The organism is Collinsella aerofaciens (assembly GCF_015546965.1).
Taxonomy (GTDB): Bacteria; Actinomycetota; Coriobacteriia; order Coriobacteriales; family Coriobacteriaceae; genus Collinsella; species Collinsella aerofaciens_X.
Map to the genome: position 1 here is coordinate 65486 of NZ_JADMUF010000010.1, position 20198 is coordinate 85683.

Annotated in this window: 25 protein-coding genes; 24 read left to right on the plus strand and 1 reads right to left on the minus strand. The window is 67.5% G+C overall.

What is annotated here, in order from left to right; translation table 11 throughout:
* Window positions 1-120 precede the first annotated feature (120 nt).
* From I1M21_RS07915 to I1M21_RS08030, 24 genes are all read left to right on the plus strand, one after another.
* Window positions 121-651, plus strand: a complete 531-nt coding sequence (locus I1M21_RS07915) for a hypothetical protein (protein ID WP_195193146.1) — start codon at window positions 121-123, stop codon at window positions 649-651.
* A gap of 13 nt (window positions 652-664) precedes the next feature.
* A complete protein-coding gene (locus I1M21_RS07920; RefSeq protein ID WP_195193147.1) occupies window positions 665-1570 on the plus strand; it encodes a hypothetical protein in 906 nt (301 codons plus the stop codon).
* Window positions 1570-1731: a hypothetical protein gene (locus tag I1M21_RS07925; RefSeq protein WP_195193148.1), complete on the plus strand. Its 162-nt coding sequence runs from the start codon at window positions 1570-1572 to the stop codon at window positions 1729-1731. The genes I1M21_RS07920 and I1M21_RS07925 overlap by 1 nt, the downstream gene beginning before the upstream one ends.
* Window positions 1732-1733: 2 nt before the next feature.
* A complete protein-coding gene (locus I1M21_RS07930; protein ID WP_195193149.1) occupies window positions 1734-2072 on the plus strand; it encodes a hypothetical protein in 339 nt (112 codons plus the stop codon).
* A gap of 5 nt (window positions 2073-2077) precedes the next feature.
* Window positions 2078-2407: a putative minor capsid protein gene (locus tag I1M21_RS07935; protein ID WP_229025693.1), complete on the plus strand. Its 330-nt coding sequence runs from the start codon at window positions 2078-2080 to the stop codon at window positions 2405-2407.
* Window positions 2404-2739, plus strand: coding sequence for a minor capsid protein (locus I1M21_RS07940; protein WP_195193151.1), 336 nt, complete (start codon window positions 2404-2406; stop codon window positions 2737-2739). Before I1M21_RS07935 ends, I1M21_RS07940 begins: the two co-directional genes overlap by 4 nt.
* Window positions 2740-2750: 11 nt before the next feature.
* Complete coding sequence (locus I1M21_RS07945) at window positions 2751-3155, plus strand: phage tail terminator protein (RefSeq protein WP_195193152.1); 405 nt, start codon at window positions 2751-2753, stop codon at window positions 3153-3155.
* On the plus strand, window positions 3156-3866 hold the full coding sequence (locus tag I1M21_RS07950; RefSeq protein WP_195193153.1) for a phage tail tube protein: 711 nt from the start codon (window positions 3156-3158) through the stop codon (window positions 3864-3866).
* 110 nt (window positions 3867-3976) lie between these two features.
* Window positions 3977-4438, plus strand: coding sequence for a hypothetical protein (locus tag I1M21_RS07955; RefSeq protein ID WP_195193154.1), 462 nt, complete (start codon window positions 3977-3979; stop codon window positions 4436-4438).
* Window positions 4401-5078 (plus strand): Gp15 family bacteriophage protein, encoded by a 678-nt coding sequence (locus tag I1M21_RS07960; protein WP_229025694.1) that lies wholly within the window; start codon window positions 4401-4403, stop codon window positions 5076-5078. Before I1M21_RS07955 ends, I1M21_RS07960 begins: the two co-directional genes overlap by 38 nt.
* On the plus strand, window positions 5071-7485 hold the full coding sequence (locus tag I1M21_RS07965; protein ID WP_195193156.1) for a phage tail tape measure protein: 2415 nt from the start codon (window positions 5071-5073) through the stop codon (window positions 7483-7485). Before I1M21_RS07960 ends, I1M21_RS07965 begins: the two co-directional genes overlap by 8 nt.
* Before the next feature lie 3 nt (window positions 7486-7488).
* Window positions 7489-9903, plus strand: coding sequence for a fibronectin type III domain-containing protein (locus tag I1M21_RS07970; protein ID WP_195193157.1), 2415 nt, complete (start codon window positions 7489-7491; stop codon window positions 9901-9903).
* Window positions 9900-11018 (plus strand): hypothetical protein, encoded by a 1119-nt coding sequence (locus I1M21_RS07975; protein WP_195193158.1) that lies wholly within the window; start codon window positions 9900-9902, stop codon window positions 11016-11018. Before I1M21_RS07970 ends, I1M21_RS07975 begins: the two co-directional genes overlap by 4 nt.
* Window positions 11008-11253: a hypothetical protein gene (locus tag I1M21_RS07980; RefSeq protein WP_195193159.1), complete on the plus strand. Its 246-nt coding sequence runs from the start codon at window positions 11008-11010 to the stop codon at window positions 11251-11253. Before I1M21_RS07975 ends, I1M21_RS07980 begins: the two co-directional genes overlap by 11 nt.
* A 19-nt stretch (window positions 11254-11272) precedes the next feature.
* The gene (locus I1M21_RS07985; protein ID WP_267471399.1) at window positions 11273-11962 is read left to right on the plus strand and encodes a BppU family phage baseplate upper protein; all 690 of its coding nucleotides are present in this window, start codon (window positions 11273-11275) and stop codon (window positions 11960-11962) included.
* 2 nt (window positions 11963-11964) lie between these two features.
* Entirely contained in the window at window positions 11965-13182 is a 1218-nt protein-coding gene (locus I1M21_RS07990; RefSeq protein ID WP_195193161.1) for a DUF6273 domain-containing protein, read from the plus strand.
* Window positions 13183-13240: 58 nt separating this feature from the next.
* On the plus strand, window positions 13241-13654 hold the full coding sequence (locus tag I1M21_RS07995; RefSeq protein WP_195193162.1) for a four helix bundle protein: 414 nt from the start codon (window positions 13241-13243) through the stop codon (window positions 13652-13654).
* Window positions 13655-13662: 8 nt separating this feature from the next.
* Window positions 13663-14991 carry an RNA-directed DNA polymerase gene (locus I1M21_RS08000; RefSeq protein WP_195193163.1) on the plus strand — a complete coding sequence of 443 codons (1329 nt, stop codon included), beginning with the start codon at window positions 13663-13665 and terminating at the stop codon, window positions 14989-14991.
* Between the two features lie 3 nt (window positions 14992-14994).
* The gene (locus I1M21_RS08005; RefSeq protein ID WP_195193164.1) at window positions 14995-15165 is read left to right on the plus strand and encodes a hypothetical protein; all 171 of its coding nucleotides are present in this window, start codon (window positions 14995-14997) and stop codon (window positions 15163-15165) included.
* Window positions 15166-15315, plus strand: coding sequence for a hypothetical protein (locus I1M21_RS08010; protein ID WP_195193165.1), 150 nt, complete (start codon window positions 15166-15168; stop codon window positions 15313-15315).
* 3 nt (window positions 15316-15318) lie between these two features.
* Complete coding sequence (locus I1M21_RS08015) at window positions 15319-15732, plus strand: hypothetical protein (RefSeq protein WP_195193166.1); 414 nt, start codon at window positions 15319-15321, stop codon at window positions 15730-15732.
* 10 nt (window positions 15733-15742) lie between these two features.
* Entirely contained in the window at window positions 15743-16048 is a 306-nt protein-coding gene (locus I1M21_RS08020; RefSeq protein WP_195193167.1) for a hypothetical protein, read from the plus strand.
* Window positions 16049-16050: 2 nt separating this feature from the next.
* Complete coding sequence (locus I1M21_RS08025) at window positions 16051-16860, plus strand: N-acetylmuramoyl-L-alanine amidase (protein WP_195193168.1); 810 nt, start codon at window positions 16051-16053, stop codon at window positions 16858-16860.
* A 2-nt stretch (window positions 16861-16862) separates the two neighbouring features.
* Entirely contained in the window at window positions 16863-17204 is a 342-nt protein-coding gene (locus tag I1M21_RS08030; RefSeq protein WP_195193169.1) for a hypothetical protein, read from the plus strand.
* Window positions 17205-17835: 631 nt separating this feature from the next.
* On the opposite strand, the gene I1M21_RS08035 is transcribed toward I1M21_RS08030, so the two are convergent.
* Window positions 17836-20019, minus strand: coding sequence for a hypothetical protein (locus tag I1M21_RS08035; RefSeq protein ID WP_195193170.1), 2184 nt, complete (start codon window positions 20017-20019; stop codon window positions 17836-17838).
* Window positions 20020-20198 lie beyond the last annotated feature (179 nt).

Consider the following 20198-nt stretch of genomic DNA (forward strand, 5'->3'; position numbering starts at 1 on the left):
CCAAGCTGCGCGGGCACCCGGCGGCAACGGGGTGCGGCGCGGCAGCGGCGGCAACAGCTGCAAGTACCGAAGCGCGCAGAGAAGCGCGGCAACCAAACACCGGAAAGGACTGGTACGGACATGGGAGCACAGCAGACGCAGGGGCAGCAGACCGACCCGCAGGAGGGCCAGGAGCCCACGGGTGGCGCCGACGGCGGCACCCAGGCACAGCAGCCCCAGAAGCCGGCTAACGAGCCGGCAGGCGGCACCACGGAGCCGCAGGGCGGCGATGGCGGCGCGACCGTCAACCGCCACAAGTACGAGCGCGACCTGAAGGCCAAGGACGACGAGATCGAGAAGCTGCGCGCGCAGCTCGACGAGGCGGCCAAGACCAAGGAGGGGCGCGAGGAGCTGCAGAAGAAGCTCGACGAGATGAAGGCGTCCATGGCGAGCGAGAAGGCGGCCTACCGCCTGGAGATCGCCGGATGCAAGAACGTCAAGGCGGCCAAGGCGCTGCTGGACGACTACGAGGGCGACGTGGACAAGCTGAAGGAAGCCTGCCCGTACCTGTTCGAGGAAGTCAAGAAGACCGGCTCCACGGGGCTGAAGCCCGTGGGCGCGGCCAAGGACGACGACGCGGCGCTCGACCGCGCCTTCGGCCTGAAGAAGTAGAGAGGAGCAGCACATGGCTGCAACCAACAACCTGTCCAACTGCATCGACAAGTTCACCAACCGACTGGACAAGGTCATCGCGCAGGAGACCGTCACCGGCGACCTGAACATGAACCAGGACCTGCTGGGCGAGATGAGCGGCAACGGCAAGATCGAGATCGCCAGCATCGACATGGACGGCCTGGCCACCCACAAGCGCGGCCAGGGCTTCACCAAGGGCGGCATCTCCGTCACCTGGCAGCCCTACCAGCTGCAGTACGAGCGCGACCGCGAGTTCAACATCGACGTGCTCGACGACGACGAGCGCGCCAAGCTCGTCTCCGCCAACGCCATGGGCGAGTTCACCCGCACCAAGGTGGTGCCCGAGGTGGACGCCATCCGCTTCGCCAAGCTCACCCAGAACGCCGGCACCACCGTCAAGAAGGACCTGTCCGGCGCCGACGAGACCGTGGCCGCCGTGCTGGAGGCCGAGCAGTGCATGGAGGACCACGGCGTGAAGCTGTCCCAGTGCCTGTTCTACCACTCCGCCGCCACCAAGAAGCTGCTGCGCCTGTCCAACAAGTACCAGCTGTCCGCCGGCGAGTCCCCGAACAGCAACTTTGGCACCTACGACGAGATGAAGATGATCGGCGTGGCCGGCGACCGCTTCTACTCCGCCATCAAGCTGCTGGACGGCACCACCTCCGGCGAGGAGAAGGGCGGCTACGAGAAGGCCGAGGACGGCAAGGCGCTGAACTTCATCGTCATGGCCCCCGAGGCCGCCGCGGCCATCTCCAAGCACGAGAAGCTGCGCTACTTCTCCCCGGACGTGAACCAGGACGACGACGCCCACAAGTGGCAGTACCGCCTGTACCACGACCTGATCGTGTACCTGAAGAAGAAGGGCCTCATCTACGCCCACGTCGCGGTGACCGCCTAATGGGCACCATCGTGGGGCTGACCTTCCCCGAAGAGCCGGCCGAGAAGCCGGCGGAGGCCAGCCAGGAGCAAGCTCCCGAGCCGGAGCCCGAGGAGCCGGCAGAGAAGCCGGCCCGCAAGCCGCGCAAGAGGGCCGCGGCCAAGGCAGCGGAGGCGGAGTAGCCATGCTGCCGGAGGTCGAGAGCGCCGACTACCACGGCGCGAACACGTGGGACGACGTGCGCCCGCACCTGGGCGCCGCCGTGGCCGCCGTGCGCGAGGTGATCGGCTTCAACGTCCCCGAGGGCGAGGAGCAGGTAGCCGCGTACAAGGCGGCCGTCTGCGCGGCGCTGGACGTCGACGCGGCGTACGGCTTCTCCGGCGGCATCGAGGCGTCCGGCTCCGTCCGCCTGGGCTCGCTCACCATCGAGCAGGGGCAGGGCGGCGGCTACGACGCCGCGATGGACCGGGCGGTGCGCCGAGCGCTGTCCGGCTCCGGCCTCCTGTACCAGGGGCTGGGGTGATCGGCATGGTGCCCATACCCAAGCGCCTGCTGCCCAGCCGCGCCGAGGTGCGCGTGCCAGAGGAGAAGGGCGGCCGCCAGGGCTTCTCCGACAAGAGGCTCCTGCTGGGCGTGCGCTACGAGCAGAGGGCGTCCGTGCGCGCCACGGGCTACCAGCTGCAGGACGCCACGACCGGCCTGCTGTTCATCGACGCCGTGAACACGGCGGGGGCCATGGAGCTGCCGGCCGGCAGCCTCGTCTCCGTCGACGGCGCCACCGAGTGCTGCGTCGCGTCGTGCACACGCTACGTCGACGAACGCGGCCACGTGCACCACTGGGAGGTCGAGCTGAAGTGAGCATCGCCGTGGACGTCGTCACCGCCGGCATCGACCTGGCGACCGCGCCGGCCGAGTGCAAGAGGCGCCAGGTGCTGTACGCGCGCCGCTGCGCGTTCACCATGCGCAAGTACGTGCCGGTGCTGGAGACCATCCTGCGCTCCAGCGAGCCGGTCAACTCCGACTACGGCGCGGGCGTGCTCACGTGGAACACGCCCTACGCGGCGCGGCAGTACTACGAGCCGATGAACCACACCGACCCGGCGACGACCGACCACTGGGACGAGAAGTGCCAGCGGGAGGACGGCGACGACCTGCGCGAGTTCGCGCGCCGGCTGTACATGGACTACTAGGAGGCACGCACATGGAAGAGAACGGCACGCTGGACCTCGTGGACGTGGTAAGGGACCGCCTGGAGGCGGCCGGCGTCCGCGACGTGTTCACCTACCTGCCCGACACCCGGCGCCACGCCGAGTTCTGCGCCATCCGCACCGGCGTGCCCGGCGGCGAGGACGGGTACTTCGACCTCGCCTTCGACACGGCCGTGCGCCTGAGCCTGTTCTTCGCGCGCCGCGTCGAGCTGGACGCCATGGCCGACGCGCTGCTGGCGGAGCGCACGCTGCGCACCGTGCCGCTCGACAGCGCCAACGGCAGCTACCGCATGATACGCATCGAGACAGTGAAGCCGCGCCCGGTCCAGTGGGACGAGAGCGGCCGCAACGTGTGGGTGGTCGAGGCCACCGCGCACATCGAGATCAAGGAGTTTTAGATGGATATCGGTTTCGCGCTGAACTACCAGCACGTGGTCGAGGTCGACACCACCCCGGACGGCGACAAGCGCCACTGGGCATGGGTCGGCCCCGGCATCTCCAACATCGGCAAGGACAACAGCGAGAGCACGAGCGAGGACGCCTACTACAACGGCGGCGGCAACACCAAGACCGACGTCACCGGCGTGAGCGCCAAGTACAGCGTCGAGGGCCACCGCCTGATCGGCGACCCGTTCCAGGACTACGTGGCCTCCATCGAGGACGGCATCGGCGCCGAGCGAGAGACGACCTACCGCGTCACCGACCCGACCGGCAAGTGCATCGAGGCGCCCTGCACCGTCCTCGACATCGCCGCCAACGGCCCCAACGGCGCCGCCAACGAGAAGACGAGCTTCAAGTGCTCGCTGTCCCGCTCCGGCGTGGCCACCGTCGTGACCCCCGCCGCCGGCACCCTGCTGCCCGAGTCCGTCAGCGTGGCGCAGGAGGTGACCGTGGCCGTCAACAAGACCGCGGCCGCCGTCAAGCCGTCCGTGCTGCCCGAGGGCGCGTCCACGCGCTGCCTGTTCGCCATCGAGGACACCGGCATCGCCCGCGTGGCCGCCGACGGCACCGTGACCGGCATCAAGGCCGGCAAGACCCGCCTGGCCGTCAAGTGCGCGGCCAAGCCGTCCGTCTCCGCCGTCGTGGACGTGACCGTCTCCCCGTCCTAGGCGCGGGGCGACAGCCGGGGGAACATCTGCCGAGGAGGCCGGGGCTACGCGCTGCAGCCCCGGCCTCCTTTCTCTTTGAACGCAGCGCACGATGGGAAGGCAGCGCAACCATGAAGACACTGAAGGTAAAGAAGTCGTTCGAGCGCTTCGAGGTCGAGGTCGGCGACGAGACGGTGGAGTGCACCATCGACTGCACCGACGGCACCGTCAACGCTTTGGCGGCCAAGTGCATCAAGGCGCGCCAGCAGGCGCTCGCGCTCGACACGCTGAAGGAGAAGACGTTCGACCGCAAGAAGCTGAACAAGCTGTCCGAGGACATGGCCGCCATCATCGGCCCCATCATCGTCGAGGGCATCGGCGAGGAGTCCTACGACGCCATCCTCACGGCGTGCGGCGACGGCGTGAAGCTGAAGCCGGCGCAGTGCAACCTCGTCATGGTCCAGGTATTCGCCACCGTGTGCCAGGCGATCTTCGACCGCCTGAACGACGTGAAGCAGAGCAAGGCAGCGCACTACCTACAGGACGTGGTGGCAGATGCGCAGAAGCCTGACGACGAGAAGCGGGACCGTTAACGGACGGTTCTGCACAACTTACGAATACGAGGGGGCGGAGTACGACGTGTGCGACTCCGCCCTCAACGCCATGCTGGTGAACGAGCTGTTCGCCGACACCGAGCTGAGCGAGGAGGACAAGCAGCAGCTGCTCAGCGCCATGCTGTTCGCCGACCTGCCCGCCGCCATCGAGACGGCAGGGCGCGACGGCTTCTGGGACATGGTGGACGCCGTGCTGTGGGACGCCATGGGCGTGGACCTGTACGGCACGAGGGGCGCCGCCGGGTGCGAGGAGCCCGTGTTCGACTGGGACGAGGACGCCGGGCGCATCCGCGCCTCGCTGCTGCAGGCGTACGGCCTCGACTGGGACGCCGTGGCCGGCAGCATGAGCTACGGCGCGTTCCTCGACCTCGTGGCCGGCCTGATGGAGTCCGGCGAGACTCCGCTGCAGCAGGCGATCTACTACCGCACGGCCAAGTGCCCGAGGGAGACCAAGAACAACAGGGAATACGTGGAGGCGTTCCGCGCCCGCGCGGCGCACTTCGCGCTGCACGCCGACCGCACCGAGGCCGACCGCATGGACGCGGCCAACGGCGCCATGGCGTCCGCCTTCGCCGCCGAGTTCGCCGCAGCGGAGCGGGCGGTGAGGGCCGATGGGTAGCGCATCCAACGCCGTCTCCGTCCTCGCGCGCCTGGACGACCAGGGCGTGGTCTCCGGCCTGAAGAAGATCAAGGTCTCCATGGAGGAGATCAAGGGCAAGGACGGCAAGCTCAACTGGGAGGGCCTGAAGAAGGGCGGCTCCGCAACCAAGGCGCTCGGCGAGGGCATCACCGACCTGGGGCGCTCCATGACGCTGGGGCTCACCGTGCCCATCGTGGCGGCGGGCGGCGCGGCCACCTCCGTGGCGGCCAGCTTCGACGACGCCATGAGCCAGGTGCAGGGCGCGCTCGGCGGCGCATCCGTCGACATGGACGGTCTGCGCGCCCTCGCGCTGCAGCTCGGCGCCGACACCGTGTTCAGCGCCACCGAGTCCGCGCAGGCAATGGTGGAGCTGGCCAAGGGCGGCCTGACCGAGGCCCAGATCAAGGGCGGCGCGCTCGCGGCGTCCATGGACCTCGCCGCCGCCGGCCAGCTCAACCTCGCCGCCGCCGCGGCCACCACGGTGCAGATGATGGGCAGCTTCGGCCTGGGCGCCGGCGACGCCACCCGCATCGCCAACGCGCTCGCCGGCGCCGCCAACGCCTCCTCCGCCGACGTCTCGGACCTCACGCAGGCCATGAGCCAGTGCAGCGCCCAGGCGTCGCTGGCCGGCTGGAGCCTGGAGGACACGGCCGCCGCGCTGGCGCTGTTCGCCGACCACGGCGTGAAGGGCTCCGACGCCGGCACCAGCCTGAAGACGATGCTGCAGCGCCTCGCCGCGCCCACCGACCAGGCCGCCGAGGCCATCGCCGCCTACGGCCTGAACATCCGAGACTCCAACGGCAAGATGAAGGACATTTCCGGCATCGCCGACGAGCTGACCGGCAAGCTGGGCGGCCTGAGCGACGCCGAGCGCGATGCCGCGCTGCAGACCATCTTCGGCTCCGACGCCTCGCGCGCCGCCGCCATCCTGATGCAGTCCGGCAGCGAGGGGCTGGCCAAGTACATCGCCGCCACCAACGACGCCACCGCCGCCGAGACCATGGCCAACGCCCAGAAGGGCGAGCTGTCCTGGGCGCTGGAGAACATGGGCGGCGCCGTCGAGTCCGCGTCCATCGCGTTCGGCACCGCGCTGGCGCCGGCCATCACCGCCGTGGCCGGCGTGATAGGCAACGTCGCCGAGGCGTTCGCATCGCTGCCCGCCGGCGTGCAGACCGCCATCGCCGTGGTGCTCGCGCTCGTGGCCGCGCTGGGCCCGCTGCTGATGGTGGTCGGCTCCGTCGTGGCGGCGCTGCCGGCCATCTCCGAGGGCTTCGCCGTGCTGGGCGGCGCGCTGGCCATCCCGCTGGCGCCGGCCGCCGCCGTGGTGGCCGCCATAGCCGCCGTAGCCGCGGCCATCTACGCCGCGTGGACCACGTCCGAGACGTTCCGCGCCGCCGTGATGGCCGGCGTAGACGCCATCAGCTCCAAGGTGCAGGAGATATGCGCGTTCCTCGCGCCGTACGTGCAGGCGTTCCTCGACCAGATCGTCTCGACCGTGCAGGTGGCCATGGACACGCTGGGGCCGATCATCGGCGCCGTGCTGACCGTCATCGTCTCGACCGTCGTGCCCATCCTGACCTCCATCATGGACACCGTGGCGCAGGTGCTGGCCGTGATACTGGCCACCGTGACCAACGTGATGGCCGCCGTGAGCACCGTCATACAGGGCGCCTGGACGCTTATCCAGGGCATCTTCCAGACCGTGCTGGGCGTGATTCTCGCCGTGACCACCGGCGACTTCACGATGCTGCAGCAGGGCGTGTCGAACATCCTCAACGGCCTGGCCGGCATCGTGAGCGGCATCCTGCAGGGCATCGCCAGCGTTTTCTCCGGCCAGTGGAACGCCATCAGGGCCGTGGTGACCGGCGTGTGCAACGCCGTCACCGGCGCCGTCTCCGGCGCGTTCAACGGCATCAAGTCCGTGATCGACAGCACGATGAACGGCGCCAAGAGCACCGTGTCCGGCGCGCTCAGCGCCATCAGCGGCTTCTTCGCAGGACTCCACCTGCAGTTCCCGCACATCAACCTGCCGCACTTCAGCATCAGCGGAGACTTCAGCCTCGTGCCGCCCAGCGTGCCGTCCATCTCGGTGAGCTGGTACCGCACCGGCGCCATCGCCATGGGCGCCAGCGTCGTCGGCATCGGCGAGGCCGGCCCCGAGGCCGTCGTGCCGCTGTCCGGCCGTGAGATGGACCCGTACGCGGACGCCGTGGCCCGCCGCCTGGCGGCACGCGGGGCGGATGCCGGGGCCGGCGGCACGACCGTCTACAACATAGGCGACGTCACGCTGAACATGGACCAACTGCGCGACCTGGCGACGCTGGAGGACTTCGTGGACCTCGTGCTGGACGCCAAGCGCGCGAACCCGACGAGAGCGAGAGGATAGAGCATGGCGAAGGGATACTTCGGAGAGAAGGCCGGCCCCGGCGCGCACATGCGGGCGTACGTGGAGTGCAGGACCACGGCGCAGAAGGAGGGGTGCGCCTACGTCCAGTACAAGCGCAGCATCCGCGTGGACGACGGCAACTTCGGCGGCACCATCGTCGACCGCAACTGGGGCGGCCAGGTGCAGCTGTACGGCCCCAACTGGTACGGCGACTCCGGATGGGTCGACTACGGATGGGTCGGCTACGGGGAGCAGGCCGTCATCACGGCCACCATCTCATACCTGAGCTGGTCCGGCGTCCACTACAACTCGTCCGTGACCGCCCGGTACAGCCCGGACGTGCCCACGTGGGCGCCCAACGCGGTGAGCCAGTGCAGCGCCGTGCTGGACGGCGGCAAGATCAGGGTCAAGTGGAGGAACAACAACACCACCACGCGCCCCTACGCCGGCATCTACGTCGACGTCTCGGTGGACGGCGGCGGCTTCACCCTCCACAAGGACGTCGGCGGCGGGGACACGGAGTGCGAGTACGCGTGCGAGCCGAACCGCGTGTACGAGTTCCGCGTGCTGCCGCACAACGGGGCGGGCAACGCCGGATCGCACACCTACACGGGCAAGGTCTGCACGCTGCCGGCCCCGCCCACGGACGTCAAGGTGGCCCGCCTGAGCGATACCGAGAACGCCGTCACGTTCGGGCACGGATCGGACTACGACGACCTGTACCTCGCCCACGACGTGCAGCGCCAGATGGACAGCGGCGCGTGGTCCGACTTCGCCGCGGTCGAGCCGGCAGGCACGCGGTGCCCCGACCGCTCGACGAGCGCCAACCACTCGTGGCGCTACCGCGTCCGCAGCCGAAACTCGGCCGGCGCGTCCGACTGGGTGTACACGGAGACCGTCTACAACACGCCCGCCGCGCCCGGCAAGATCAGCATGGCGCGCGTCTCGAACACCCGCGTGCGCGGCACGTTCGACAACCCGGCGAACACGGCCACGTCCGCCGAGATAGAGCGCAGCCAGGACATGGAGGAGTGGACGGCGGTGCGCACCGTCGAGGGCCACGTGACGTCGTTCGAGGACGACCCCGGCGGCGGCACGTGGTACTACCGCGTCCGCAACGCCCACGGCGGGCTGAGGAGCGCCTGGACGGCCAGCAGCGGCATCGTGACCATCTGCGCGCCGGCGGCGCCCACCGTCACCTCGCCGTCCTCCTCGCAGGTCATCCCCAAGACGCAGGCCTCCATCTCCGTCACGTGGCGCCACAACCCCATCGACGGCTCCGCCCAGACGGCCGCCCAGTGGCGCTGGAGCACCGACGGCAGGATCTGGACGACCGTCGACGTCGACGGGGAGGCGTCCAGCGCGACGCTGGCCAACTCGTTCGCGGTCAACACCCGCCTGTCCGTGCAGGTGCGCACCAGGGGCGCCCATGCCGACTACGGCCCGTGGTCGCCGGCCGTGGCCACCTACGTGCGCCAGGTGCCGACGCTGTCAATCGAGGAGCCGGCCGACGGCTTCACGGTCGAGACCGTGCCCGTGCACGTCCGCGTGCGCTACAGCGACCCGAGCGGCACCATGGCGGCCGGCACGCTCAATATCTACGACGCCTCCGGCTCGACCGTCTACAGCCGCGACCTCGCCGCCGGGCTGGAGTTCGACATACCGGCCTCCGAGTGGCTGCCGGCCGACGGCGCATCGTACCGCCTGGCGGCCACCGCCCGCTCGTCCTCGACGCTGCAGGGCTCGGCCGAGCGCTCCGTCTCGGTGCGCTACAGCCTGCCGGCGCCCGCCATCGTCGTCGCCGTGCCGGACCCGGCGACCGGCCGCGTGGCCGTCACGGTGCACGCGGGCGTCGAGGACGGCGCCGCGCCCATGGAGTCGGCGAGCGTCTGGCGCAACGTCGGCGGCGTGCGCACGCTGCTGGCCGACGGCCTGCACGACGGCGCGGAGCTCACGGACGAGTACGCGCCGCTCAACACGGACTACGCCTACGAGACGGCCAGCATAGCCGCGTCCGGCGCCGTGCGCGAGACGAGGTTCCCCGGCCGCGTCGACTCGGGCCACGTGTTCGTCTACTGGTCCGGCGGCATCGCCCGCGGCAGGTACAACCCCGCCGACGAGATCGCCGTCGAGCCGGAGTTCTCCACGTTCCGCCTGGCCGGCAGGCGCTACCCGGTGGGCGTGTCCTCCGACCGCGTGGCCGAGAAGCACACGGCCTCCGTCACGCTGAACAGCCGCGAGGAGGCGCTGGCGTTCTACCGCGCCGTGTGCAGCGGCGAGCGGCTGGTGATGAAGACGCTGTACGGCTTCGTCTTCCCGTTCATGGCCACGGCCAAGCTGGCGCCGTCGCTGGGCAACGCGGAGCGCCAGTGGAGCGTGAGCCTGGAGGCCACGAGGCTGGACGGTGAGGGCCTATGAGGTGGCACGGCAACCGCTACCACGAGCACTGGACGTTCCGGCGCGTCAAGTGGCCGGGGATGGAGGAGGCGGAGGACTACGGCCAGATCACCGGCGGCAAGTCCTCCGAGAGCCAGTTCAAGGAGCTGAAGGCCACCGGCTCCATCGACTACGAGGGCTCCACGGTGCCCGACGAGGACGACGCCGTGCGCGTGTACTACGGCTTCACCGACGACGCCGGCGAGAGCTGGGAGGGGCCCGTGGTGACCGGCTTCCTGGAGCTGGGCGAGACCGACCTGGACGGCTCGCTGGTGAGCGGCAGCGCCGACCTGTCCGGCATGCTCACCGTGGCGGCCTCCACCGGCCCCGGCTACCCGCTCACGCTGCCCGCCGGCACGCCCACCGTGGAGACCGCCGCCGGCTTCCTGCGCGCGCTCGGCCTCGTCGTCAACGCCGCGCCGTCGTCCCACAGGCTGTCCTCCGCGCACACGTTCGAGCGCGACGAGAAGTGGCTGGGCATCGCCAACTGGCTGCTGTCCGCCGCGGACTTCGGCAGCGCCGACACCGACGCGTGGGGCACCGTGCAGATGCAGCCCTACGTCGAGCCCACGGAGCGCACGCCGTCGTGGACGTTCCGGGACGACGAGACCAGCGTGTTCTTCCCCTCCGTCACGGTGAGGGACAACCGCGCCGACACGCCCAACGTGGTGCGCCTGTGGTACGAGGACGACAACGTGGGGCTGTACGCCGAGGCGCGCAACGACGACCCGCGCAGCGCCGCCTCGACCGTCACGCGCCGCCGCGAGCACCAGCTGGACGACGAGGTGACCGAGCTGTCCGGCGACACGCCCGAGAAGATGCTGGAGGCGCTGAAGGCCGCCGCGCGCAAGAGGCTGCTGGACAACTCCACCCGCATCGACTACGTGGAGGTGCACGGCCTGTTCATCCCGTCGCGCGTCGGCGAGTGCGGGCTGCTCGACTACCGCGAGGCCGGCGTCGAGCAGCTAGGCGGCATCACCGCCAAGGACGTCGAGTTCGGGCTGGGCGGCGAGACCACGCACACCATGCGGCGCCTGCTGCGCCCGGACTTCAAGGTGACGACTGCTGGAGAGGTGGTGTGGAGGAATGACGCCTAGCGGAGAGCTGGCGGACCGGCTGGCCGCGGCGCTGTGGCCCGAGAGGACCGCCGCCGACTACCACACGCGCGCGCCGGTGCTGTCCGTCGACGGCCCCACGGTGAACGTGAGGCTGCGCGGCTCGACCGAGCCGACGCCGTGCAGCAAGCTGGCGTCGTGTTCGCCGAGGGCCGGCGACACGGCGCTCGTGCTGGTCATGCCCGCGGGCTGCGTCGTGCTCGGAATTATCGGATAGATAGAGAGAAAGGAACGGCATGCGCGAGATTCTGACGCTGGACCTGCAGAAGTCCAGCACCCAGTTCATGCCAGTCATCGCGCTGAGGGCGCGCCGCGGCGACTCGCGGAGCCTCCAGCGCACGTTCCAGATCATGGACGACGGCGTGGCGCTGGACCTCACGGACTGCACCGTCTCGTTCATGGCGGAGAACGCCGGCGGCTTCCCCATCATGGAGGAGGTGGTCGACAAGGGGCAGGGCGGCCAGTTCACCTACCGCTTCCCCGACGCCGTGGCGGCCGTGCGCGGCTCCGTGACCATGGCCTACTTCCGCATCGTCGGCCGCGACTTCACGGGCTCCACCAACAGCCTGCGCATCGAGGTGCTGGACAACGTGGACCTCACGGACGCCGTGACCGGCGCCTACGTGCCCATGCTGGACCGCATCATCGAGCAGTCGACCGAGATGGCCGCAAACGCCGACGAGATCACCCGCCAGGCCACCGCCGCCATCAACGCCTGCACGGCCATCACGGAGACCGCGACGGCGCAGGAGCAGGCGCGCGTGATGAAGGAGGCGGAGCGCGTGACGGCCGAGGCCGAGCGCGCCAGCAACTACAGCCAGAAGATGGCCGAGTGGGAGCGCAACGTGCTGGCGCTCACCAACGGCCTGTGCGTCAACAGCAAGGGCCAGCTTTGCGTGGCCGTGAGAGTAAAGAGGAAGGGCTAGACATGGCAGAAAACGACAGCATCGTCGAGTACCCGGTCATCACCGACGACACGGGCCGCGCCATCGCGGGCGCGCTGCAGGCGATGGCGCACGACAAGGTGGCGGCGCTGAAGACGGACTGGGACGGCCTGGCGCGCATGAGCCGCGACGGCCTGGGGCGCTACGTGCTCGACATCGGCGACCAGATCACCTCCAAGTGGACCGACCCGGACGGCGGCACCGTCTACGACGTGGCCAACGACGTGTGCCACTTCGCAGAGGAGCTGGAGCTGCAGGCCGGCGAGAAGCTGCCCGGCACCATCATCGAATGGCACCACACGCTGCCGTTCGGCACGCAGTTCGACGAGAAGGAGGCCTTCTGGTACTGCGAGACCGCGCTGGCGGCCGGTACCTACAACCTGACCATGGGCACCTCGTGGGGCACCAACGTGGTCAAGGGCAAGACCTATCAGTTCACGCTCGCCAAGGAAGTGCCGAAGGGCGGCGTGCTGGCCGGCATGGAGTACGCGCCGGACCGAGACCCGGGCACGTGGCAGGTGAAGTCCTACAAGACCGTCGCCGACGCCAGCCCCATCGAGACGGTGGGCATGAGCGAGGGCGCGCAGGGCACGAGCCTGGGCACCATCGGCACCAAGCCGGACGGCAACATGAACAGCATCTACCGCTGCGCCTACGGCTACAACCGCTGGGCGCAGTCCGCGCTGCGCCAGTACCTCAACGGCAAGGGCACGAACTGGTGGAAGCCCCAGAACAAGTGGGACCGCCCGCCCGAGTACGTCGGCAAGCACGGCTTCCTGGACGGCATCCCCGCCGAGGAGCTGGCCGTCATGCGCCGCGTGAAGGTCGTCACCGGCGTGCCCTACTGCGAGGAGGGCACCGCCAACGAGCCGGTGCTGGACACCACCTACGACCTCGTGTTCCTGCCGAGCCTGGAGGAGCACTTCCTGGCGCTCAACGAGTCCGGCATGAAGGGCAAGGAGGGCGAGGCCTGGGAGTACTGGGCGCGCATCGCGCAGTCCCCGACGCCGCTGGCACTTTGGCAGACGTACACGCAGCTGATCACCTACGCCATCAACGGCAAGACCAGCCCGCAGTACGTGTTCCTTCGTTCCGCTTATCGCAACTACGGCGCCAGCGTGTTTTACGTGTACGCGTCCGGCTCCGTCGGCCTCACGTACGCGCAGCTCGCGCATCGCTGCGCTCCCGCCCGCGCCATCTAATCATCAATAACCATCCGGGGCGGGCCACCGCCCGCCCCACTACCGATAGGAGACCGCCTTGTCAGTGCCCAAGAGGCTGAGGAAGAAGTGCAAGCTGAAGGCGTTCCTGGACGCCTGCGACCTCGTCGAGCACACGCTAGAGATCACGGCGAACCCCAAGGTGTTCAAGCCCGAGCAGTCCGCCGTGACCGACAAGGTAAAGTCCGCCGTGTTCGACATAGCGCGCTTCATCTGGTGTGCCAACGACATCAAAGTGCGCGACGACGCGGCGCTGTACGCGGAGCGCCGCAGGCTGCAGGACATGGCCATGACGTGCTGCCGGGAATTGCTGTTCCTCATCAACCTTTCATGGGGCGTCATGCACCTGGCCGAGGGCAAGGCTGTATACTGGATAGGCCAGGCGGTCGACCTCAGAGAGGAGATCGCCGCATGGAGGGCATCCGATGCCAGGAGATACGGGCATCTGAGATAGCTGGGGCCGTGGCTGAACAGAACGTGTTCCTTCGTTCCGCTAATCGCAACAACGGCAACAACGTGTTTTACGTGAACGCGTCCGGCAACGTCAACAACACGAACGCGCAGAACGCGAATCGCTGCGCTCCCGACCACTCCGGTGGAGGCCCATTGAAAGCCTGCGGTGCAGCCGCGGAGCGGGCAGAAGCCGGCGCGGGGAGCCGCGACCCCGAGCCCGAGAGGGCCGACCAATGCCGGGGCGACGCCGACGCGGCTGGAACGCGTTCGGCTGCAGTGCGCCCCGGACCCCACCCACAACTGGAACCCGGCGAGCTTAACGGCGTCGTCGGGTTCCTCGCTTTGATGGAGAGCGCCAGGAAGTGCCGCCGCGGCGTCATGTGGAAGGACAGCGTGGCGAGCTACATGCTCAACCTGCCCGAGCGCACGCTGGCCATGAGCCGCAAGCTGCAGGACGGCACGTTCCGCTGCGGCAAGACGCGAGAGTTCGACATAACGAGGCCGAAGCGCCGCACCATCGTGAGCGTGGGCTTCGCCGATCGCGTGTTCCAGCGCAGCCTCAACGACAACAGCATCTACCCCCGCATGGTGCGCGGCTTCATCAAGGACAACGCGGCGTGCCAGGAGGACAAGGGCACCGACTACGCACGCGAGAGGCTGAAGGAGTTCATGCGGCGCCACTACCGCAGGCACGGGCCGAACGGCTGGGTGTGCCAGATGGACGTGGCCGGTTACTACCCGAACATGCGCCACGAGGTGGCCGAGGACGCGTTCTCGCGCAAGCTGCCGCCGGAGATCATGGCCATGGCCACGGCGGTCATGCGCAACCAGTACCCCGGCGAGGTCGGGTACAACCCGGGCAGCCAGATGATACAGATCGCCGGCATCAGCGTGCTGGACCCGCTGGACCACATGGCCAAGGACCTCATGGGCATCAGGAACTACATCAGGTACATGGACGACGCAGTGGCCATCCTGCCAACCCGCGAGGAGGCGGAGCGCGCCATGGCGGCCTTCGGCGACACGCTGCATACCCTAGGCTTCGAGCTGAACCCCAAGAAGTCGCGCGTGTACCCGCTGCGCGACGGCATCGAGTTCCTGGGCTTCGACTTCCACCTGACCGACACGGGGAAGGCCCTCATGTTCGTCAAGCCGTCGAACGTCAAGGACATGCGCCGCCGCGTAGCGAAGATGGCGCGGCTGAACCGCAACGGCCGCATCATGCGCGCAGACGTCGACGAGAGCTACCAGGGCTGGCGCGACCACGCTTCCAAGGGTGACAGCTTCGGGCTGATCAGGCGCTCCGACGCCTGGTACAAGGGACTATGGAAGGAGTAGCCGATGCTGAACATCAAGAAGGCCCCGGACGACCTGGCCGCCGCGCGCGAGCAGGAGAACCTGGCCAGCCGCATCGAGCGCCAGGAGGCGCTGACCGAGCTGGTGGCCGCCTGCACCGACGTGGAGCTGCCGATCGACGACGAGGACGAGACCGCACCCGGGGAGGTGGAGTAGATGGCCGTGAAGCTGAGCAAGTTCGCGCAGCGCGTGCAGAAGTGGTACCTGAAGGGCTTCTACAACGACGAGAGCCTGGAGCAGCTGCTGGCTGCCGGCAAGATCACCAAGCGAGAGCGCGACGCCATCATCGCGTCCAAGGAGGAGTAGGCCGTGGAGGTACTGAGCCTGTTCGCGCCGTTCGGCCCGGAATGGCTCGGCGGCGTCCTGCTCGGCCTCATAGCGTTCTACTTCGGCCGCCAGTTTCTGGACGAGTACAAGAAGCAGAACGAGCGCAAGGGCGCCCTGGACCTGAAGCGCGAGGAGCGCAAGCAGGAGGAGGTGGCCGAGCGGGCGCAGCGCGACCGCGAACGGTCCCAGATGGAGGGCCGCATCGCGGCGCAGATGGAGAGGTCCAACAGCCTCATGGAGGCCATGAAGACGCTGATGGAGTCCGTGGTGGCCTCGAACGAGGTGCTGCACTCGGACCTCGCGCACAGCCAGGCGCGCAGCCAGGGCATGGCCGCCAAGGTGGACCACATCTGCGACCGCGTCGACCTGCTGTACGACAAGGAATCAGACAGATAGGAGCAATCGAATGACAGAGATTCAGGCGGGCCTGACGGTGTGCACGGTGCTGGTCGTGCCCTATATCGTGCAGGCGATCAAGTCCAAGGCCATGGGCGGCAACACGGCGCGCTGGCTCGCCATCGCCGTCTCGGCGCTGTGCGGCGCCCTCACCGCCATGGCCGGCGGCATGCCGACCGACGCGTCGGCGTGGGTGACCTCGATCTTCGCGTGCGTGGGAGGCGTGCAGGTGGCCTACGCCTCCTTCAAGGCCGTCGGCGTGACCGACAAGTGGCTGGACGCCCTCCTGGCGCTCGGCGAGGTCAAGGGGGACTAGCCATGGACTTCGACAAGCTGCAGGCGGACGTGAACATGCTCCTGACCCGTCACTTCACCAAGGGGCGCAGCGGCCACAAGCTCAAGTTCACCGTCGTGCACTACAACGCCGGCGACCTCACCGTGGAGCAGTGCTACAACATCTGGCAGTCCTGCGAGGCGTCCGCGCACTATCAGGTCGAGTCCGGCGGCCGCATCGGCCAGCTGGTCAACGACTCCGACACCGCGTGGCACGCCCGTGACTGGGACGCCAACTGCGAGAGCATCGGCATCGAACACGCCAACCAGGGCGACTCGATCACGGACGCATGCCTGGAGAGCGGCGCGCACCTGCTGGCCGCCATCCACAAGTACTACGGCCTGGGGCGCCCGGAATGGGGCGTGAACGTGTTCCCGCACTCGCACTTCGCCGCCACGCAGTGCCCCGGCCCGCTCCGCGAGGGCACGACCTACCACAACCGCTACATGGCGCGCGCCCAGCAGTGGTACGACGCCATGGAGGCCGGCACGGAGCCGGGAGACGCCCCGACGGGCGAGACCACGCAGCCAAGCGGGGAGCACTCCGGCCAGGGCTTCGGCGGCCGCTATCGCTGCACCGTGAACTACCTGCGCGTGCGCGACGCGCCCGGCCTATCTGGCACCGAGGTGGCGCACTACTCGGCGGGCGAGGCGGTGACCCTCGACGACTGGTACAAGATCGCCGACGGCTACGTGTGGGGGCGCTACACCGGATACAGTGGCAAGGTCCGCTACGTCGCCGTGGGCAAGGCCACCGGCAAGCCGGAGGCCGACGACTACCTGGTGCGTGTCTAGCCATGAGGAGCACGGAAGGACCCGGGCGCGACGGGCTGGCTGCACTCCTCATGGTCGTGCTCGGGCTGACCGTGGCCGTGTGCTTCGCCGGCATGCTGGAGGGCTGCACGGACGAGGCCACGGCCCAGGCTGTGGACGTCGCCACCGTGTACGACACGCCCGCCGAGAGCGCCGAGCCCCGTACGGACGGCCCCATCTACGACCTGCCCGACAACGTGCACCAGCAGATCGTGTGCGACCGCCAGAACCGGGAGTACCTGCTGCTGACCACGGCACGCGGCGGCGTGTGCCTAATCCCGTACCTCGACGAGGACGGCGAGCAGGAGGTCATGCCTAACGCATGAGCCACGGTGCGTCCGAGACCGCCGCGAAACCGCAGGGCAGGGCGTACACGGAGGTGTTCGCCGTAAGTCTCCGCAGCCCAGCCAAGGTAACTAAGCGCTCTGGGCTTTCATCAGCCCAGAGCGCTTTCTTGTGGACAAGCGGAGGGATTCGAACCCGCAAGGGTGCGGAGCTGAGGAAACGCGAAACGTTTTCCAGCGCAGCACGCAAGGAGCGAAGCGACGCAGCGGGGCGCGGCCGCCGAAAAGGCGGACGCGGAATCCCTCCGCCCCACAAGCCGGCACTTAGGGACGTTCCTAAAGTGCCGGCACTAAAGGAACGTCCCCAAGTGCCGTATAACTTCTCGTCCTGCACGAGAAGTTGAAGTAGATTTCAAGGCATGTCCCAAAAATCTACCTCCAAAAGATAGGCGCCCCAGGCCCATTAGGACCAAGAGCGCCTTACATCTAGAAATCATCAGCCCAGTTCCGAAAAGCGAGCCGTCATCAACAAAGTGCCGTGTGGCCCCGACGGGCCGGGCATTAAGTTTGTCGCGAGTTCCGCACGCAAAGAAGGCCACTTAATGTGGCCTTCGTCTTGCGCAGGACTGTAGAGCAGCAAACTTAATGCCCGGCCCGTCGGGGCCACACGTCCCTAATTGTTCAGCATGCGGTCGAAGCTTCCCGAGTCGCCATCCCGATAGTCGGCGGTCATCAGAATCTCCTGCGGAATTCGTCCGCCCTCACGCAGCACGTTGCGGAACTGCACGCGCGTAACCATGGGCAGATCCTTAATCGTCGCCGCCAGGTTCTGCGGCACGCCCTGGTTGGCAGCCGCGGGCTCGCACGCGCCGCCGGCCTTCACGCGACGCTTATGCTCGGCAAGCATGGCGCGATACATGCCGGCATGCAGGCGAATCTCAACGACGTTGGCATTGCGAGTCTGCTCGACAATACGCGCGCCCTCTCGGTCGATGTCACCCACATAGTAAACGTAGTTAAAGCGGTAGCCGATCTCGGCCAGATAATCATCCAGCGCATGAGAGACACTCGCCTTGCACCCGCCGCCAAAGATCACGCCGCCCACCTTAGTGCCAAAGAGCTTGGCATGTTTACGTCCGCGCAGGAGCTTGACGATCTCGTCATAGGTATCCAGGTTCTCGACCATAATGAACGGCTTGTCGGCGCCCAGCGTAAAGAAGCCCGTAAAGTGCACCGGACGGTTGGGAGCGACCTTGATCGCCTGCATGCTGATGCCCTTTTCGGTCATACGCCTGATCAGGCGCTCGCCATGCTTGCCGTCAAAAGCCTTTTCGTCATTGAAGATCTGGTAGGCGCGCTGGCGGCGCGAGGCAACCGGAGTATCAGCGCCGCGGTTTTGCTCGACCCAAGCCTGGATGATCGCGATTTCCTCGGCAATCTTGCGATTGGACATCTCGTTGTGCTGAGCGCGCTGCGGCGTCTTTTTACCGTCCTTGCCTTCAACCCTTACAATCTGGGTCTGCTGCTCCTTAATTTTGGAGAGCGCCGTGGGCGTGGGGACAACCTTGAGCAGCTGCCTGCCCAGAACGCGGGCCAGGGCAAACGCCGAAACCTCGCCATGGGTAGTCGACTCAGCCTGCTGGGCGGCCGTATCTGCTGCGGCAGACTCGGGCTTCTTCTGAGGCTTGCGCTTAGAATCTCCTTGGACATTGCGCTCACGTTTCGAAGTAGACGTCTGCTTCTGCGAACGCTCGGGCTTGCCCTCCTTCGCCGGCTGACGCCTGGGCTGCCCCATCGGAGCATCCACCTTCGCATCTTCGTCGCGCGGCGCTACATTCTCGGCGGCATCCTGAGCGTTAGAGCTGCGACCGCCACGATGACGGCGGCGGCGAGGCTTGCTCGAAGTACCCTCCCCCATCTGTTCAGCCGCAGGTTGCTGGCCCAGAGTCTCCATATCGGAAGCAGTCTGCTCATCAACAGGCTTCTGTTCACGGACTTCCGGCTCGGCAGGCTTCACGGCTTTCTCGGCCCGCGCCTCCGGAACCTGATTGACCTTCTCCTGACGCTTTACAGGGTACGCGCGACCTGCGAAGCCGCGACCGGGACGACACGAGTCTGAGGCCTTCTTGGCCGGCTTCTCGGAATCGTCCGCAACCTCGGCAGCCTCTTCGGCATCGCGCACAACGTCCTGCTGTGCAGCCTTAAAATGCGCACCGCGACGACGCTTGGGCTCTTGGGCCTCCACGGGCTTTTGCTCCTTCGCGGGCTTCTGCGACTCGGCAGCAACCTCAGTCTCAACAGCCTCGGTATCAAGCTCATCCTTTTGAGCAACGGCGCGACGGAAGCGCTCCTGCTGAGCGCGGCGTTGCGCATCGCGCTTGCCGCCTCCGCCAAAGCCGCCGCGACCCGCCTTGGCGGTAAAAGCGCGAACGACGTTTTCATCGAGCAGCTCATCGGTATCGATATGCTCGCGCGAAACAGCTTCTTCCACGGTAGCCGTCTCAACGGAATCCTCAGCACCGGCCTCTTCGGCAACCTCGATGGGCTGCTCCTGGGCATCGTTAATCTCAGCATTAATGGTGTAAAAGGCAGGGCGACCGTTAATGCCGCTGCCCTCGATCTTGGTCACAATCTTTGCCGCGATGAGCTCATCGCGCATCGCCTTGGTGTCACATTCCTTGTCAACGGAGCGGAAAATCTGTGCCAGCGCGCTCGACTTGATCTTGAGCGCCTTGCGGCAGAGCAGGTCGTAGGCAACCAGCTTTGCCCGCTCGGCAGAAAGCGACGTTTGTCCGCTCAGACGCTCAGCCAGAGCATCGACATTTTGTTGGTTATCGGAATATACCGTCTTGGCCACGGGGCCCCTTTCATATGCACACATATACGTGTATATGGTACAACGCGTGAGACTATACACGCAAAACATCTGCGAGGACGCCCTTGCATCACCCGTTCTCGCATCAAAACCACCCCTAAAAGGGGTGGTTTGCTCTTAGGGTATAACCCTTGGATTTCCGGCACGCGTCTAAAGGCGCC

Coding starts and splice junctions, on each gene's coding strand:
- I1M21_RS07915 (WP_195193146.1), top strand. CDS start 121: ATGGGAGCACAGCAGACGCAGGGGCAGCAGACCGACCCGCAGGAGGGC.
- I1M21_RS07920 (WP_195193147.1), top strand. CDS start 665: ATGGCTGCAACCAACAACCTGTCCAACTGCATCGACAAGTTCACCAAC.
- I1M21_RS07925 (WP_195193148.1), top strand. CDS start 1,570: ATGGGCACCATCGTGGGGCTGACCTTCCCCGAAGAGCCGGCCGAGAAG.
- I1M21_RS07930 (WP_195193149.1), top strand. CDS start 1,734: ATGCTGCCGGAGGTCGAGAGCGCCGACTACCACGGCGCGAACACGTGG.
- I1M21_RS07935 (WP_229025693.1), top strand. CDS start 2,078: ATGGTGCCCATACCCAAGCGCCTGCTGCCCAGCCGCGCCGAGGTGCGC.
- I1M21_RS07945 (WP_195193152.1), top strand. CDS start 2,751: ATGGAAGAGAACGGCACGCTGGACCTCGTGGACGTGGTAAGGGACCGC.
- I1M21_RS07950 (WP_195193153.1), top strand. CDS start 3,156: ATGGATATCGGTTTCGCGCTGAACTACCAGCACGTGGTCGAGGTCGAC.
- I1M21_RS07955 (WP_195193154.1), top strand. CDS start 3,977: ATGAAGACACTGAAGGTAAAGAAGTCGTTCGAGCGCTTCGAGGTCGAG.
- I1M21_RS07960 (WP_229025694.1), top strand. CDS start 4,401: ATGCGCAGAAGCCTGACGACGAGAAGCGGGACCGTTAACGGACGGTTC.
- I1M21_RS07965 (WP_195193156.1), top strand. CDS start 5,071: ATGGGTAGCGCATCCAACGCCGTCTCCGTCCTCGCGCGCCTGGACGAC.
- I1M21_RS07970 (WP_195193157.1), top strand. CDS start 7,489: ATGGCGAAGGGATACTTCGGAGAGAAGGCCGGCCCCGGCGCGCACATG.
- I1M21_RS07975 (WP_195193158.1), top strand. CDS start 9,900: ATGAGGTGGCACGGCAACCGCTACCACGAGCACTGGACGTTCCGGCGC.
- I1M21_RS07980 (WP_195193159.1), top strand. CDS start 11,008: ATGACGCCTAGCGGAGAGCTGGCGGACCGGCTGGCCGCGGCGCTGTGG.
- I1M21_RS07985 (WP_267471399.1), top strand. CDS start 11,273: ATGCGCGAGATTCTGACGCTGGACCTGCAGAAGTCCAGCACCCAGTTC.
- I1M21_RS07990 (WP_195193161.1), top strand. CDS start 11,965: ATGGCAGAAAACGACAGCATCGTCGAGTACCCGGTCATCACCGACGAC.
- I1M21_RS08005 (WP_195193164.1), top strand. CDS start 14,995: ATGCTGAACATCAAGAAGGCCCCGGACGACCTGGCCGCCGCGCGCGAG.
- I1M21_RS08010 (WP_195193165.1), top strand. CDS start 15,166: ATGGCCGTGAAGCTGAGCAAGTTCGCGCAGCGCGTGCAGAAGTGGTAC.
- I1M21_RS08020 (WP_195193167.1), top strand. CDS start 15,743: ATGACAGAGATTCAGGCGGGCCTGACGGTGTGCACGGTGCTGGTCGTG.
- I1M21_RS08025 (WP_195193168.1), top strand. CDS start 16,051: ATGGACTTCGACAAGCTGCAGGCGGACGTGAACATGCTCCTGACCCGT.
- I1M21_RS08030 (WP_195193169.1), top strand. CDS start 16,863: ATGAGGAGCACGGAAGGACCCGGGCGCGACGGGCTGGCTGCACTCCTC.